Origin of the sequence: Enterobacter sp. 50793107, from assembly GCF_001463365.1 — a bacterium.
Lineage (GTDB): Bacteria > Pseudomonadota > Gammaproteobacteria > Enterobacterales > Enterobacteriaceae > Enterobacter > Enterobacter cloacae.
In genome coordinates this window covers 1-14368 of the sequence record NZ_LNII01000004.1, presented here as the reverse complement: position 1 = coordinate 14368, position 14368 = coordinate 1, and the positions used below count along the sequence as shown (strand labels likewise).

Sequence of the window (14368 nt, the reverse complement as noted above, 5' to 3'; positions counted from 1 at the left end):
AAGCGAAGAAGATGCCATTACCGCGGAGGAGGCATAATCATGTGTGGTGAAAAGAGTCTGCTGCAGGAAATTGACGAAGTAAATATCGCCATGGGGTTAATTTCTCTCGGGGCGAGAATGCAGGTTCTGGAATCGGAAACATCACTCAGCCGCCGTCGCCTGCTTCGTTTATATAAAGAGTTGCGCGGCTGTCCGCCGCCAAAAGGGATGCTGCTCTTTTCCGAAGACTGGTTTATGTCGTGGGAGCAGAATATTCACTCTTCCATGTTCTACAACATTTACCTCTATTTGAAAAAGACCGAGCAGGGCCGCTCCATTGAAATGCTGATGAAGACCTATCGTCTTTATCTGGAACAGTGCAGTACCTGTTCTGATGAGAAGCCGGTGCTGGGGCTGACCCGAGCCTGGACATTATTACGCTTTATCGACTGCGGCATTATTTCGCGTAAAGCCTGTAGCGTGTGTGGTGGTGGTTTTATCGTCACCACCGAATTTATTAAAAACCCATTTACCTGCAGCTTGTGCAGCCCGCCGTCGCGCGCGCTTAAAAAATCCCAGGTGAGCAATACCGGGCTTCTGGGCTCGTTTGCCGCGCCGGAAATCATGACGGCGTAACCCCAGACGGACGGCTGTGCGCAAGATGGCGTTTACCTGATGCCGGGAAAACCGGCATCGGTCAAAAAAAGTAAAAGGAGAGAGTGTGTTAGTTATTGTTGGCTATCTTGTTGTCATATTGACCGTTTTTGGTGGTTTTCTTCTGTCCGGCGGTAACCTGATGGCGCTGTTTCAGCCGCTGGAATTGCTGATTATCGGCGGTGCCGGGGTCGGGGCGTTTATTGTCGGCAACAATATTAAATCCCTGAAGTCGACGGGGAAGGCGCTGGTTAAAATCTTTGTCGGTAAGCGCTACAACAAAGCGGTGTATATGGATTTGATGGCGCTGATGTTTCTGCTGCTCTCCCAGAGCCGCGTTCACGGGCTGATGTCGCTGGAAAAGGACATTGAAGACCCGCAGAACAGCGATATTTTCAGCGCCTATCCCCGCCTGATGAGCGACCCAATGCTCGCCAACTTTATCCTCGACTACTTCCGTCTGATGATTGGCGGCAGCATGAATTCCCATGAAATCGAAGCCCTGATGGACGAGGAGATCGAAACCTGTGAAGAAGAGCTGGAAGTGCCCGCCCACAGCCTGAACACGGTTGGCGATGCGTTTCCGGCATTCGGTATTGTAGCGGCGGTAATGGGGGTGGTTAACGCGCTGGGGTCGGCGGATCGCCCGGCGGCGGAGCTGGGTATGCTGATTGGCCACGCGCTGGTGGGCACCTTCCTCGGGATCCTTATCGCTTATGGTTTTGTCTTACCGCTGGCGACATTGCTGCGCCAGAAGAGTTCTGACCAGGTCAAAATTTTGCAGTGCATTAAGGTAACGCTGCTCTCCAGCCTGAATGGTTATGCCCCGCAGATTGCGGTTGAGTTTGGTCGTAAAACCATCTTTACCAGCGAACGCCCGTCGTTTGAAGAGCTTGAAGAGCACGTGCGTGAAGTCAAATCTAACGCCACGCTGAAAACCAAAACCTCGGACGGCGCCGCATGAAGAACGTCACGCCTGTCATCATTTCACGTAAGCGTAAGAAAAAGAAACATGCCCACCACGGTGGGACATGGAAGATTGCCTATGCCGATTTTATGACCGCGATGATGGCGTTCTTTCTGGTGATGTGGCTGCTGTCGCAGTCCACGGACATGGAAAGGGAGCTCATTGCCGATTACTTCCGTATGCCGCTGAAGCCCTCGATGGCCAACGGCGATAAAACCAGCCTGAGCGACAGCGTCATTCCCGGGGGAGGGGATGACATTCTCAAGCGGCAGGGTGAGGTGTTTAAAGGACAAATTGCCAGTATCGATAAGCACAAGCGCTTCGAAAGCCTGAAGCAGGCGAAAGAGAAGCTGCAGAAGATGATCGAAACCGATCCGCGGCTGAATAACTTTAAATCCAACATTCTGCTCAACCTCACCAACGACGGTCTGCTGATCCAGATCACCGACTCGCAGGACCGCCCGATGTTCCGCGTCGGCAGCGAACTGCCGGAATCCTACATGAACGGCATTCTGCAGGCGCTGGTGCCGCTGCTGCAGGAGTTGCCAAACGCGTTGAGCCTGACGGGGCACACCGATTCGCTGCCGTATGCCGGTGGCGACGGCGGATACAGCAACTGGGAGCTATCCGCCGGGCGCGCAAATGCCGCCCGCCGGGTGTTGGTCCGGGGCGGCCTTAACGATGAACGCTTCTTACGCGTGATTGGCACCGCCAGCCGAATGCCGCTGGAGAACACATCCCCGGACAGTGCGGTGAACCGCCGCATCAGCATCCTGGTGCTCAGCCGCTCGAAAGAGCAGGAGATCCGTCTGGAAGATACGCAGGCTCAGCGTGCAGATAGCGTGCTGAGCGATATCAATCTGCAAAATGTGCAGGGCTATACCGATGGACATGAATGATTTTTCGCAGATCTTCTTTACCGAGGCGGAAGAACTGCTGACTGAGATGGAGCAGCTTTTGCTGCAGCTTGACATAGAAGCACCGGACCAGGAGCAACTGAACGCCATCTTTCGTGCGGCACACTCGCTGAAAGGGGGCGCGGCCACCTTTGGCTTTACCGCATTACAGGAGACGACCCACCTGCTGGAGAACCTCCTTGACCAGGCGCGGGCAGGGGAGAGAACGCTCAGTCGCTCAATCATCAACCTTTTTCTGGAATGTAAGGACATTATGCAAGCGCAGCTGGAAGCCTATCAGTCTTCGCAGGAGCCTGATGAAGCCCGTTATCGCTATATCTGTGAAGCCCTGAGGGAGATTGCCCTTGAAGGCCAGCAGCCTGTGATGCCAGCCGAACCCGCGCCAGCGTCGGCCAGTACGATGCAGGAAACGGAAACCACACTGGTGGTGACCCTGCGTGACGTCGGGGCGCGCGAGCAGACGACGCTGCGCGACGAGCTGACCAACATGGGCGAGGTGACAGACGTTGAGGCGACGTCAGACAGCATGACGGTCACGCTACAGACCACTGCCTCGGCGGAGGATATCACCGCCGTGCTCTGCTTTGTGCTCGACAGCCAGCAGATCGAGGTCCGTTCTGCACAAGCCACACCGCCGGTACAAACGCCGGTTGCGGTGCCAGAGACCGTTGTCAAAAAAGCGCCACCCGCACCACGCGCAGCCAGTCAGGAGTCGGGCAGCATTCGCGTGGCGGTGAGTAAAGTCGACCAGATCATCAACCAGGTCGGGGAGCTGATTATCACCCAGGCAATGCTCTCCCAGCTGTCGAAAACCCTCGATCCGGCCAGCTACGATCTGCTTTCCGGCTGCGTGGCGCAGATGGAGCGCAACACCCGCGAGCTGCAGGAGTCGGTGATGTCCATCCGTATGATGCCGATGGACTACGTCTTTAGCCGCTTTCCGCGTCTGGTGCACGACCTGGGCGCTCGCCTGAATAAAGAGGTGGAACTGACCCTGAAAGGCGGCTCCGCCGAGCTGGATAAGAGCCTGATTGAGCGCATTATCGACCCGCTTACCCACCTGGTGCGTAACAGCCTCGACCATGGCATTGAAGAGAAAGAGGTGCGCGCCGCAAAAGGCAAACCGGTGACCGGGAACCTGACGCTTTCAGCCGAACACCACGGCGGCAATATCGTGATTGAGGTTAGCGACGACGGTGCGGGGCTGAACCGGGAGAAAATTCTCGCCAAAGCCCGCTCTCAGGGGATGACCATCAGCGACACCATGAGTGATGACGACGTATGGATGCTGATCTTCGCCGCCGGTTTCTCTACCGCCGAGAGCGTGACGGATGTCTCCGGGCGTGGCGTCGGCATGGACGTGGTGCGACGCAACATCCTGGCGATGGGCGGCCACGTGGACGTGCTCTCGACGCCGGGGGCCGGGACCACCATTCGCATTATTCTGCCGCTGACGCTGGCGATCCTCGACGGCATGCTGGTGAAGGTGGCGGACGAGATTTACGTCCTGCCGCTGGGCGCGGTGATGGAGTCGCTGCGGCCGACCGACGACATGCTGTGCCGCTTTGTCGGCGAAGAGCGCCTTTTACAGGTGCGCGGCGAATATCTGCCGCTGGTGCTGCTACGCCAGCGTCTCTCGGTGGCGGGCGAAGCGCCTGCCGATGACGGCATTGTGGTTATTGTGCAAAGCGCGGGCTGCCGCTATGCGCTGTGGGTCGATCAGCTTATCGGCCAGCAGCAGGTTGTGGTTAAGAACCTTGAACATAACTATCGCAAAGTGCCTGGCGTCTCTGCAGCGACCATCCTCGGTGATGGCAGCGTGGCGCTGATCCTTGATGTGGTTGAGCTTTCAACGCTCAACCCTCCACAACCCCAGAGGGAGGGGGTAAATGCATGACTGTAGCAACCGCCAGTAAACCCGCCGCAACCGACGCCATCGCCCAGGAGTACCTCGTATTCCGCCTGGGCGATGAAGAGTACGGCATTGATATTCTTAAAGTGCAGGAGATCCGTGGCTGCGATCGCCTCACGCGCATTCCGAACGCGCCGAACTTTATTACCGGCGTAACCAACCTGCGCGGCGTGATTGTGCCGATTGTCGATCTGCGCGTACGCTTTGATCTGCCCGATCCGTCACAGGACGACAAAACGGTGGTCATCGTGCTCAATCTGAACGATCGCGTGGTGGGTATCGTGGTTGACGGCGTGGCGGACGTGCTGTCGATAGATGTGGATAACATCAAGCCGACCCCGGACGTGGCCTCGGTGCTCTCTGGCCGCTACCTGCTTGGGCTGGGCGTGCTCGACAGTCGAATGATTATTCTGGTGAATATTGAGATGCTGCTGAGCCGTGAAGAGATGGCGCTGGTGGATTCGGTGACCGAGTCATATATCGACTCCCACTAAGGCGCATCGCGCTTTCTGGATACGCATCAGCGGTGGAGGTTGCCGCTGATTCATAAGTCGCTATTATGAATATTCGAGTTTCCAGAAAGCGCTAAGGATTGCCAGAATCTATGCCCGTCAATTTCGACCTCAACGATCTTTATGCCTTCCGAGCGCTGGTGGAGTACGGTAACTTCCGTATTGCCGCGGAATCTATCTGCCTCTCCCAGTCCGCCTTAAGCCGCCGCATTGAAAAGCTGGAGACCGCCGTCGGCGCGAAACTGTTCGACAGAACCACCCGGCGCGTGACGCTGACGCTCTTCGGGCAGACCTTTGCCGACCGCTGCGGGCAGCTTCTGGAAAATGTGGAAACGATGCTGGCAGATATCGACAAGGTGAGCGAGGAGCGCACCGGGCTAATTACCGTTGCCACCGTGCCTTCGGCGGCCTGCCATTTTATGCCGGAGGTGATCCGCCAGTTTCATCGCCGCTATCCGCGCGTGCGCATCAAGCTTATCGACAGCAGCGCGGGCAATGTCATTGACGCGGTGGCCAGCGGGCAGGCGGATTTTGGTATCTGTTTTGCGAGGAGCCTGCAGCCAGATCTCACCTTTATTCCGCTGGTGGAGGATGTGTATGTCGCCGCGTGTCGTCGCGATCATCCGCTGGCGGGACGCAAAAGTCTGACCTGGCAGGCGTTTTATCAGCAGGATTACATCAGCCTGGACATTACATCGGGCAACCGGAATCTGCTCGATCAGATGCTCGGCCATATTAAGCCGGAGCGCCCGGGGATCTGCGAGACGCGCCACGTCACCACGATGCTGGGAATGGTGGAGGCGGGGATTGGTATTGCTGCCGTCCCCGCCATGTCAATGCCACACTCTGAGCACTCCTTCCTGACACATATTCCGCTGACCGAGCCCGAGGTCAAACGCACTGTCGGGCTGATCCGGCGCAGCGGGCGTATTCAGTCGTGGATTGCCGCTGAGCTGGAAACACTCATTACTGCACGTTATCGCGCGGCGGAGTGACGGGGATCATCCCGGTGGCGGTGATGGTCTCTTGCGCGTTTGCTGATGCGAGGTAATCAAGCAGCGCCTTACCTTCGGAAGGATGCTCCGCGTGAGCGGTGACCGCGCCGGCAAAACGGGTGATGTACTGCAGGTTATCCGGCAGTTTGCCGACAAAGGTCACACCCGGCACGGGTAACAGCTCGCTGACCTGCTGGAAACCTACGGCGTATTTCCCTTTTGCCACCTCAGAGGCGACCGGGATGCGCTCCACCTTATGCGCTTTGCCCTCTACCTGTGCTTCAATCCCCAGCTTTTTGAAGAGCTCTGTTTGCACATACCGGCCGCTGGCGCTGTCGGAATAGGCGATGGCGCTGGCCTTAAGCAGGGTCTGTTTTAGCGCGCTATCGGTCGCGATATCCGGTACCGGCGAGCCGGCTTTCACCACCACGCCGATGGGCGAATCCGCCAGCTCAACGCGCGAACCTTCTTTGACCATCCGGTCATTCGCCAGGTGCGCCAGCGCATCACCCACCATAATCACCACGTCTGCTTTTTCACCGCGCGCCAGTCGGTTGGGGATCGCCTGCGGCGTCTGTCCCATCGACGGCCCCGGGATCAGCACGATATGGTCGCCCGTCCGGGCTTCATACTGGGGGGCGAGTTTTTCCAGCGCGGCCTTAAAACCGCCTGAAATCATGACCGTCACCTCCTGGGCCAGCGCGCCTGCGCTGGTCGCCAGTATTACCAGCCCGGTCAGACCTGAACGTACAAATATGCGCATATTATCCTCTCTGTACTTGCAGACGCATCGCGCTGCGACGGTAGAGATAAAGCGTTGCCAGCAACGCGCAGATCGCCGCGAAGCTCATCCAGTAGCCCGGGGAGGCTTTATCGCCGGTGTACTCAATCAGGGCCGTTGAAATGACCGGTGTAAACCCGCCGAAGATCGCGGTAGCAAGGCTATACGCCAGTGAGAAACCGGCAACACGCACTTCAACCGGCATGATCTCCGTCAGCGCCGGGATCATCGCGCCGTTATAGAGGCCATAGAGGAAGGAGAGCCACAGCAATACGCTCAGCATCATGGAGAAGCTCGGTGCCTGCGCCAGCAGCGTCAGGGCCGGATAGCTGGTTGCCAGCGCCAGCAGCGTCATGGCAACCAGCACCGGTTTACGGCCGAAGCGGTCCGACAGGGCTCCGCCCACCGGCAGCCAGATAAAGTTGGAGATGGCCACCAGCAGCGTCACCAGCAGGCTGTCGGAGGCGCTGAGCATTAACACTTTTTTGCCGAAGGTAGGCGCATAGACGGTGATCAGGTAGAACGCGGTGGTGGTCATGGCGACCATCAGCATGCCCGCGACTACAACCGGCCAGTTCGCCAGTAGGGTGGTAAAGACCTGACGCATCGCCAGCGTGTGACGGCGGGTGCGAAACTCTTCGGTCTCTTCCAGCTTGCGGCGCAGGAAGAAGATAAACGGCACAATCAGGCAGCCGAACAGGAACGGGATCCGCCAGCCCCATTCACGAATGGCGCTCTCTTCCAGCATCGCGTTCAGCGCAAAGCCCATTGCGGCGGCCACCATAATCGCCACCTGCTGACTGCCGGACTGCCAGCTGGTAAAGAAGCCTTTGCGACCCGGCGTGGCAATTTCAGCCAGGTAGACCGACACGCCGCCAAGCTCCGCCCCGGCGGAAAAGCCCTGCAGCAAGCGTCCAGCCAGCACCAGCAGTGGCGCCCACAGGCCGATGCTCTCATAAGAGGGGATCAGCACAATCAGGAAGGTGCCGGCCGCCATTATCGACAGGGTGGTGATTAACCCTTTACGGCGACCCACCTTGTCGATGTAAGCCCCGAGGACAATCGCGCCAATGGGGCGCATTAAGAAGCCTGCGCCAAAGACGGCGAAGGTCATCATCAGTGACGCAAACTCACTGCTCGCCGGGAAGAAGGTATGCGCGATGTAGGTGGCATAGAACCCGAACAGGAAGAAGTCGAATTGCTCAAGGAAATTGCCCGAGGTGACGCGAAGTATCGCGCCCGCTCTTGCGCGAACGGTTGCAGGTGGGGTTGAGGAAATCATGGTCGTCTCCAGTTTTTTATTGACGTGTTGTCCGTCTGTTTCTGAAAACTGGCGCATTAAACGGAAATTAATAAGCGCAAATCACGCATGAACTGATGCGTGCTGCACATCAATGACAGGACGTTGACCGGGATTTACATACCTAACAATAACTTAACAATTCATTGATTTTTCATTCACCATAATTAGCTAAGTGGCTGATATCGCTATTTTGTGATATCGCGCAGAAGGGCAGAGTAGCCGCTGCTCTTGTCGGGTGGCGCTTCGCTTACCCGACCTGTGAATTTTGTAGGCCCGTGCAAGCGTAGCGCCGCTGGGCAAAACTGGCAGAGCGCTCTATTCAGCGCAGCGCCTGTGCAATCGCGCTAAACATCAGCGACGCTTCCAGCGGCTGGGCGCTGAAAGACGGCTCCGCCTGCGGCCAGGTGGACCACTGGACGATCACCAGGTTTTCCTTTTGATTCACCATAATCATCTGGCCAAAAATCCCCAGCGCCCAGAGTGAATCTTTCAGGGAATCCTCTGGCGCGGGCTTAACGTCTTTTGCCGTGGCGGGCACCTCGTTATTCCACCACTGATAGCCGTACAACCCTTTCGGATGCGCGTCTGAGACGGAACCTTTCGCCTGCGTCCAGTCTGACGACTCTTTTACCCAGCCGTCAGGCAGGATCTGTTTGCCCGAAGGGAGCGTACCGTTATGCAGGATAAATTCGCCGAAGCGGCCCCAGTCTTCCAGCGTGGCGTTAAAGCCGTGCGCGCCGACATCGTGCTCACCTTTACGATAGGCATGCCACACGCCGTCGTTCGCCATCCCGTACGGCTGCCAGATGCTTTTCTCCAGGTACGCCGCCAGCGTCATACCGGTGGCGCGCTCCAGCACGTCACCCAGCAGCCACGCGCCGCCCGATGAATAGGACCAGTTCTCTCCGGCCGGGTGTTCCCGACGTAATCCCTTCACCAGCTTACGCACGCAGTTGTAGGTGCCCGGCTTCGCTTCGCATTCGGTAAGCTGTGCGAAATCAGACTGTGGGTTGGTGTAGTCTTCGTTCCACGCCACGCCAGAGGTGTGAGTGATCAGCTGTCTCAGCGTCACGCCATCCCACGCCGTGCCTTTTAAATCGGGTTCGTAGCGGGTGATAAGATCGTCAAGGGAGTGGATTTTGCCCTCTTTAAGGGCGACCCCGACCAGCGCAGAGACCACGGATTTCCCCACCGAACGTGATGTCCAGAGCGTGGAATCGGTATTGCCTTCACCCAGATATTTCCATGCAATTTTGCCGTCCTTCAGCACCAGCATGCCGCTGACGTTCTGGCGCTTCACGTAATCCTGGAGGGTATAGGTCTTGCCATTAACCTGATACCGGGCGTCGGTAAGCGGTTTCTCTGCTGCCAGCAGCGGTGTGGCCTTTCCGTGGCGGAAAACATCGCCCGCGTAGTTGCGATAGTCGTTACGAAAGCCCACCACGCGATCCGCCTGACTCCAGGTGAGCATGCTGTGCGTGTCGGGAAGGGTTGCGTCAAACGGTGCAGGACACTGGTTGAGGTCGGTGCCATGACAGGCAGCCATAACGGCAGGGGATAAGAGGCTGCTGACCACCAGTGCGGCGAGCAGGCTGCGGTTTAACGTTTTGTTTTTCATGTTTATCTCGTTTGGTTCAGGAAGGACTTCAGTTTAAGAAGCCGCGCCCTATAATAAAAAACGGGTTATGGGGGAAATTCCCCCGAAAAACGGAATGAAGGGAGAGCAGGCGATGGTCTATTCATTTGCCCAGCTGGAGGCGTTTACCGCGGTGGCAGAGCACGGCAGCCTGATGAAGGCGGCCATTAAGCTCGGTAAAGACCGTACGACCCTGCGCGATCTGATCGATTTTCTTGAGGACGGGCTGGGTTATGCCCTGTTCCTGCGCGAGGGACGCAGCGTGCGGCTAACGCCTGAAGGGGAACAGCTTCAGCGACAGGCGCACCTGCTGATGCGTCAGGTGAAAGCCTTTGAGGCCTTTGCCAGAGCGGTGCCGGACAGCGTGACGCAGGACATTGCTCTTGTTTACGATCCGTTCACTCCCCGGGCTTTTCTGCAGGCGCTGATTGCAGAGATGGCGGCACAAAAAATACGCCTGAGCCTGACCAGCGCGTCGCGTGACGAGGCCGAAGCCCTGCTGGCGAGCGGAGAGGCGGATTTAGGTATCTGCCAGGCGCGCAACCGCAGCGTGGGTAATGAGATGGAGTGGCGGGCTCTGGGAGCCATCGACATGGATTTTTACGCCGCAGACGCGCTTTTTGCGAAGGTTGCCACGCCGGTTTCGCTGCTCGATCTCTCTCTGGTTCCGCAGGTGGTTATGCATGCCGCGTCAGATGAACCGGTTGCCCGTCGTCTGCAAATTGCCGGGCATACCCTTTTCACTAATGAAATTGAGATGCTGCGCGGCCTGCTGGAACAGGGCTGTGGCTGGGGCTTTTTGCCGACCCATCTTCATGCGACGCAGTGGAAAAACGTAAAAAGGCTGCCCACCGAAGTGGGCAGCCAGGGGATAAGTCAGACGATGGTCACTATCTGGAAGCCGGGCAGCGACAAGCGTGAGAGGATCAATCAAACGTTGTCGCGGCTGCCGGCACTATGGAAACGCTCAGCGCTGTGAACATCCCTGGCACTGTTTGTTCTGGATCTGCTGGAAGAAGTCGTTACCTTTGTCATCCACCAGGATAAACGCCGGGAAGTTCTCCACTTCAATTTTCCAGATGGCTTCCATTCCCAGTTCCGGATACGCCACACACTCCAGGCTCTTGATGCTGTTTTGCGCCAGTACCGCCGCCGGGCCGCCGATGCTGCCCAGGTAGAAGCCGCCGTGTTTGTGGCAGGCATCCGTCACCTGCTGGCTGCGGTTGCCTTTGGCCAGCATGATCATGCTCGCGCCGTGGGACTGCAGTAAATCCACATACGAGTCCATGCGGCCCGCAGTGGTTGGGCCGAGGGAGCCGGAGGCATAACCTTCCGGTGTTTTGGCCGGGCCCGCGTAGTAAATCGGATGGTCTTTAACGTACTGCGGCAGTTCCTCGCCGTTGTCGAGCAGCTCTTTCAGCTTCGCGTGGGCGATATCACGCGCCACGATGATGGTGCCGTTCAGCGACAGGCGGGTAGAGACCGGGTGCGCGGAAAGCTGCGCCAGGATCTCGTTCATCGGCTTGTTGAGGTTGATGCTGACCACGTCGCCTTCGCCCTGCTGGCGCAGCGATTCTGGAATGTACTGACCCGGGTTGTGTTCCAGTTTTTCAATCCAGATCCCGTCGCGGTTGATTTTCGCTTTGATGTTACGGTCTGCGGAGCAGGAGACACCCATGCCGATTGGGCAGGAGGCACCGTGGCGCGGCAGGCGGATCACGCGGATATCGTGAGCGAAGTATTTACCACCAAACTGCGCACCCAGACCCAGGTTCTGCGCTTCCTGGAGCAGTTCCTGTTCGAGCTGAACATCGCGGAACGCCTGGCCGTGCTCGTTCCCCTCGGTAGGCAGGGTGTCGTAGTAGCGGGTGGAGGCCAGCTTCACCGTTTTCAGCGTCGCTTCCGCGGAGGTTCCGCCAATCACGAAGGCAATATGGTAAGGCGGACAGGCCGCGGTACCCAGGGTGCGCATTTTCTCCACCAGATAGTTTTTCAGCTTCGCCGGGGTGATCAGCGCTTTGGTTTCCTGATAGAGGTAGGTTTTGTTGGCTGAACCGCCGCCTTTCGCCATGCAGAGGAATTTGTACTCGTCGCCGTCGACGCTGTAGAGGTCGATCTGCGCAGGCAGGTTGGTGCCGGTGTTCAGCTCTTTATACATATCCAGGGCCGCGTTCTGGGAGTAGCGCAGGTTGTCTTCGATGTAGGTGTTGTACACCCCCTGACTCAGCGCGGCTTCATCGCCACCGCCGGTCCAGACGCGCTGGCCTTTTTTACCCATGATGATCGCTGTGCCGGTATCCTGGCAGGTTGGCAGCACGCCTTTAGCGGCGATTTCAGAGTTACGCAGGAACTGCAGGGCAACGTACTTATCGTTCTGGCTCGCTTCCGGGTCGTTAAGAATGGCGGCGACCTGCTTCTGATGGGAAGGACGCAGCATAAACGCAGCATCGTGGAACGCCTGCTGCGCCAGCAGCGTCAGCGCTTCTGGCTCGACTTTCAGGACTTCCTGACCGTCGAACTCAGCAACGGAGACGTGCTCTTTGGTCAGCAGATAGTATTCGGTGTCGTCGTGCGCGAGTGGGAAGGGGTTTTGATAAAAAAACGGTTTGTTTGACATAGCTTGCTCCAGAAAAATAAAACCGCCGGAGGAGAAGTCCGGCGGTCAGGAATCAGAACATCATGGACATCCACGGATAACCAATCAGCAGCAGGGCCGCCAGGAAGATGGCACCGAAGATAGTGCCCAGGCGCCAGTAGTCTTTGGTTGGCAGGTAGCCACTACCGTAGTAAATCGGGCTTGGGCCGGTACCGTACGGGGTGATGATCCCCATCACACCCAGCGAGGTCACCATCAGCAGGACGAAGACTTCCATATTCATGCCCGGAATGGTGGAGGCGATGGTCAGCATCGCCGGCAGCAGCGCGGTGGTGTGCGCGGTGGTGCTGGCAAACAGGTAGTGCAGCAGGTAGAACGCCAGCAGCAGCACGATGGTGGCAACGCCCGGCGAGATACCGCTCATTAACAGACCGCCTTCTTTACCCAGCCAGCTGATAAAGCCGGTAGAGGAGAGGCCGTCCGCCAGCGCGACCAGGGTGGCGAACCAGACGAAGGTATTCCACGCGGCTTTATTGCCGGTGATATCGTTCCACTCCAGCACGCCGGTCCACAGCATCAGACCCACAATCAGCAGGGCAGCCATGGCTGGTTCAATCCACGCGGCGGCGAAGATCCACATCAGCAGCGCACAGCACACGAACACCAGCAGCAGAATTTCATTGCGGGACAGTTTGCCCAGTTTTTCCAGTTCACGGGTTGCCCACAGCGGTACTTCATTATTCACTTTGACTTCTGGTGGGTAGAACCAATAGGCCAGCAGCGGCATGGTCAGAATCAGCAGGATGCCCAGCGGCAGGAAGGCGAGGAACCAGGTACCCCAGGATATATCAATCCCTACCGTGCTTTTCACCAGCGCCAGTGCCAGCAGGTTCGGCGCAAGGGCGGAGAGGAACATCGAGCTGGTGATACAGGCCGCGGTGATCGCCACCCACATCAGGTACGAACCAATTTTACGCGCGCTTGGGTCGTTTGGTTTTGAGCCATACAGCGGCGGCAGGTTAGCGATGATCGGGTAGATGGTCCCGCCGCTACGTGCGGTGTTGGACGGCGTAAACGGTGCCAGCAGCAGGTCCGCGAAGGTGATGGCATAACCGAGCGTCAGGCTGCGACGGCCGAGATATTTCACCAGAATCAGCGCCAGACGGCGGCCGAAGCGGGTTTTATCATAGCCAGCGGCGAACATGAAGGCACCGAAGATCAGCCACACAGTCGAGTTACCAAACCCGCTCACGGCCCACTTAAAGGAGGCACCCGCCAGCTTGAATTTCGGGTCGGCCAGCTGTTCAGGGCTGAACAGCACCCACTGGCTGCACAGCGCAATCGCCACCACGCCAGTCAGACCGATCACCGCGCCCGGCAGCGGTTCGAAGATTAAGCCGACGATCACGCCGACAAAGATCGCGAAGTAGTGCCACGCATAAGGCGGCAGTCCTTCTGGTACCGGAACAAACAGCAGCAGGACGGCGACGATGACGGGCAATGCCATCATCAGCAGTCGTTTTGCTTTCCCATTTGATGCCTGGTTCGCCACAGGGGGCGTTACAGCAGTTTTTGTATTCATAGTTTCACGTCTTAAGTTGTCAAAAATTCGGTCGCACTGAAAAACAAAATTGCTTTCTTAAGTTTCTTTGCTTTTTTTAGTTATTAAAGGTGCTGATTTTTATTTTCAGTAATAGCGATTTAACGCATTTTGGTTTGCGCTAAATTAAAAATTGATGATGTTTTTATATTGCGCTTTTGGATGCCATAACTATTGATCGCGATCAAAAAAAGGGAATTGCAGCGGTATTTTTATGCTTTTATTAATAACCACTCTGGCGTATGTGGGTATTACGTATATTATGAGTTAAATTTATCATTTTTGTAACAATGCCGAGTTTTGATAATTTTTATCTGATTGATTTTTATGGGTTTGATTGGTTTTTGGAGAAATGGTTTTACCATTCATTATTTAACGAATTTTAAATTATTGTGAATGGCTAAATTACAATCACTAACACCAATGTGTTATTTGTGTTATCGCAGGGATTAAATAGTTTTTTAACTAACGTAATAACTTTAGAAACTAAAAAAATCATTATATTAATATCATGAC

At 56.6% G+C, this 14368-nt stretch carries 12 protein-coding genes; 7 read left to right on the top strand and 5 right to left on the bottom strand.

Annotated elements, in window-relative coordinates; translation table 11 throughout:
• The first annotated feature begins 39 nt into the window (after positions 1 to 39).
• The 6 genes from flhC to APU11_RS01245 all read left to right on the top strand — a co-directional run bounded on the left by flhC (position 40) and on the right by APU11_RS01245 (position 5936).
• A complete protein-coding gene (gene flhC / locus APU11_RS01270; RefSeq protein ID WP_060578304.1) occupies positions 40 to 615 on the top strand; it encodes a flagellar transcriptional regulator FlhC in 576 nt (191 codons plus the stop codon).
• An 85-nt stretch (positions 616 to 700) separates the two neighbouring features.
• Positions 701 to 1597: a flagellar motor stator protein MotA gene (gene motA / locus APU11_RS01265; protein ID WP_029882545.1), complete on the top strand. Its 897-nt coding sequence runs from the start codon at positions 701 to 703 to the stop codon at positions 1595 to 1597.
• Positions 1594 to 2499: a flagellar motor protein MotB gene (gene motB / locus APU11_RS01260; RefSeq protein WP_013097767.1), complete on the top strand. Its 906-nt coding sequence runs from the start codon at positions 1594 to 1596 to the stop codon at positions 2497 to 2499. The genes motA and motB overlap by 4 nt, the downstream gene beginning before the upstream one ends.
• Complete coding sequence (gene cheA, locus APU11_RS01255) at positions 2486 to 4414, top strand: chemotaxis protein CheA (RefSeq protein ID WP_058650962.1); 1929 nt, start codon at positions 2486 to 2488, stop codon at positions 4412 to 4414. Before motB ends, cheA begins: the two co-directional genes overlap by 14 nt.
• The gene (locus APU11_RS01250; protein WP_013097765.1) at positions 4411 to 4923 is read left to right on the top strand and encodes a chemotaxis protein CheW; all 513 of its coding nucleotides are present in this window, start codon (positions 4411 to 4413) and stop codon (positions 4921 to 4923) included. The genes cheA and APU11_RS01250 overlap by 4 nt, the downstream gene beginning before the upstream one ends.
• A gap of 110 nt (positions 4924 to 5033) precedes the next feature.
• On the top strand, positions 5034 to 5936 hold the full coding sequence (locus APU11_RS01245) for a LysR family transcriptional regulator (protein WP_029882549.1): 903 nt from the start codon (positions 5034 to 5036) through the stop codon (positions 5934 to 5936).
• Here the strand turns inward: APU11_RS01245 and APU11_RS01240 are convergent.
• The 3 genes from APU11_RS01240 to APU11_RS01230 all read right to left on the bottom strand — a co-directional run bounded on the left by APU11_RS01240 (position 5908) and on the right by APU11_RS01230 (position 9638).
• The gene (locus tag APU11_RS01240; protein WP_058650961.1) at positions 5908 to 6699 is read right to left on the bottom strand and encodes a substrate-binding domain-containing protein; all 792 of its coding nucleotides are present in this window, start codon (positions 6697 to 6699) and stop codon (positions 5908 to 5910) included. The genes APU11_RS01245 and APU11_RS01240 overlap by 29 nt on opposite strands.
• A 1-nt stretch (position 6700) precedes the next feature.
• Positions 6701 to 7999, bottom strand: a complete 1299-nt coding sequence (locus APU11_RS01235; protein WP_029882551.1) for an MFS transporter — start codon at positions 7997 to 7999, stop codon at positions 6701 to 6703.
• A gap of 340 nt (positions 8000 to 8339) precedes the next feature.
• Positions 8340 to 9638, bottom strand: a complete 1299-nt coding sequence (locus APU11_RS01230) for a serine hydrolase (RefSeq protein WP_058650960.1) — start codon at positions 9636 to 9638, stop codon at positions 8340 to 8342.
• Between the two features lie 67 nt (positions 9639 to 9705).
• Here APU11_RS01230 and APU11_RS01225 point away from each other — a divergent pair, with 67 nt between their 5' ends.
• Positions 9706 to 10635, top strand: a complete 930-nt coding sequence (locus APU11_RS01225; protein WP_239691323.1) for a LysR family transcriptional regulator — start codon at positions 9706 to 9708, stop codon at positions 10633 to 10635.
• On the opposite strand, the gene fumA is transcribed toward APU11_RS01225, so the two are convergent.
• Together fumA and APU11_RS01215 are read right to left on the bottom strand one after the other, a co-directional pair.
• Complete coding sequence (fumA, locus tag APU11_RS01220) at positions 10624 to 12273, bottom strand: class I fumarate hydratase FumA (RefSeq protein WP_058650959.1); 1650 nt, start codon at positions 12271 to 12273, stop codon at positions 10624 to 10626. The genes APU11_RS01225 and fumA overlap by 12 nt on opposite strands.
• Before the next feature lie 52 nt (positions 12274 to 12325).
• Complete coding sequence (locus APU11_RS01215) at positions 12326 to 13834, bottom strand: anion permease (protein WP_013097758.1); 1509 nt, start codon at positions 13832 to 13834, stop codon at positions 12326 to 12328.
• Positions 13835 to 14368: the final 534 nt, after the last annotated feature.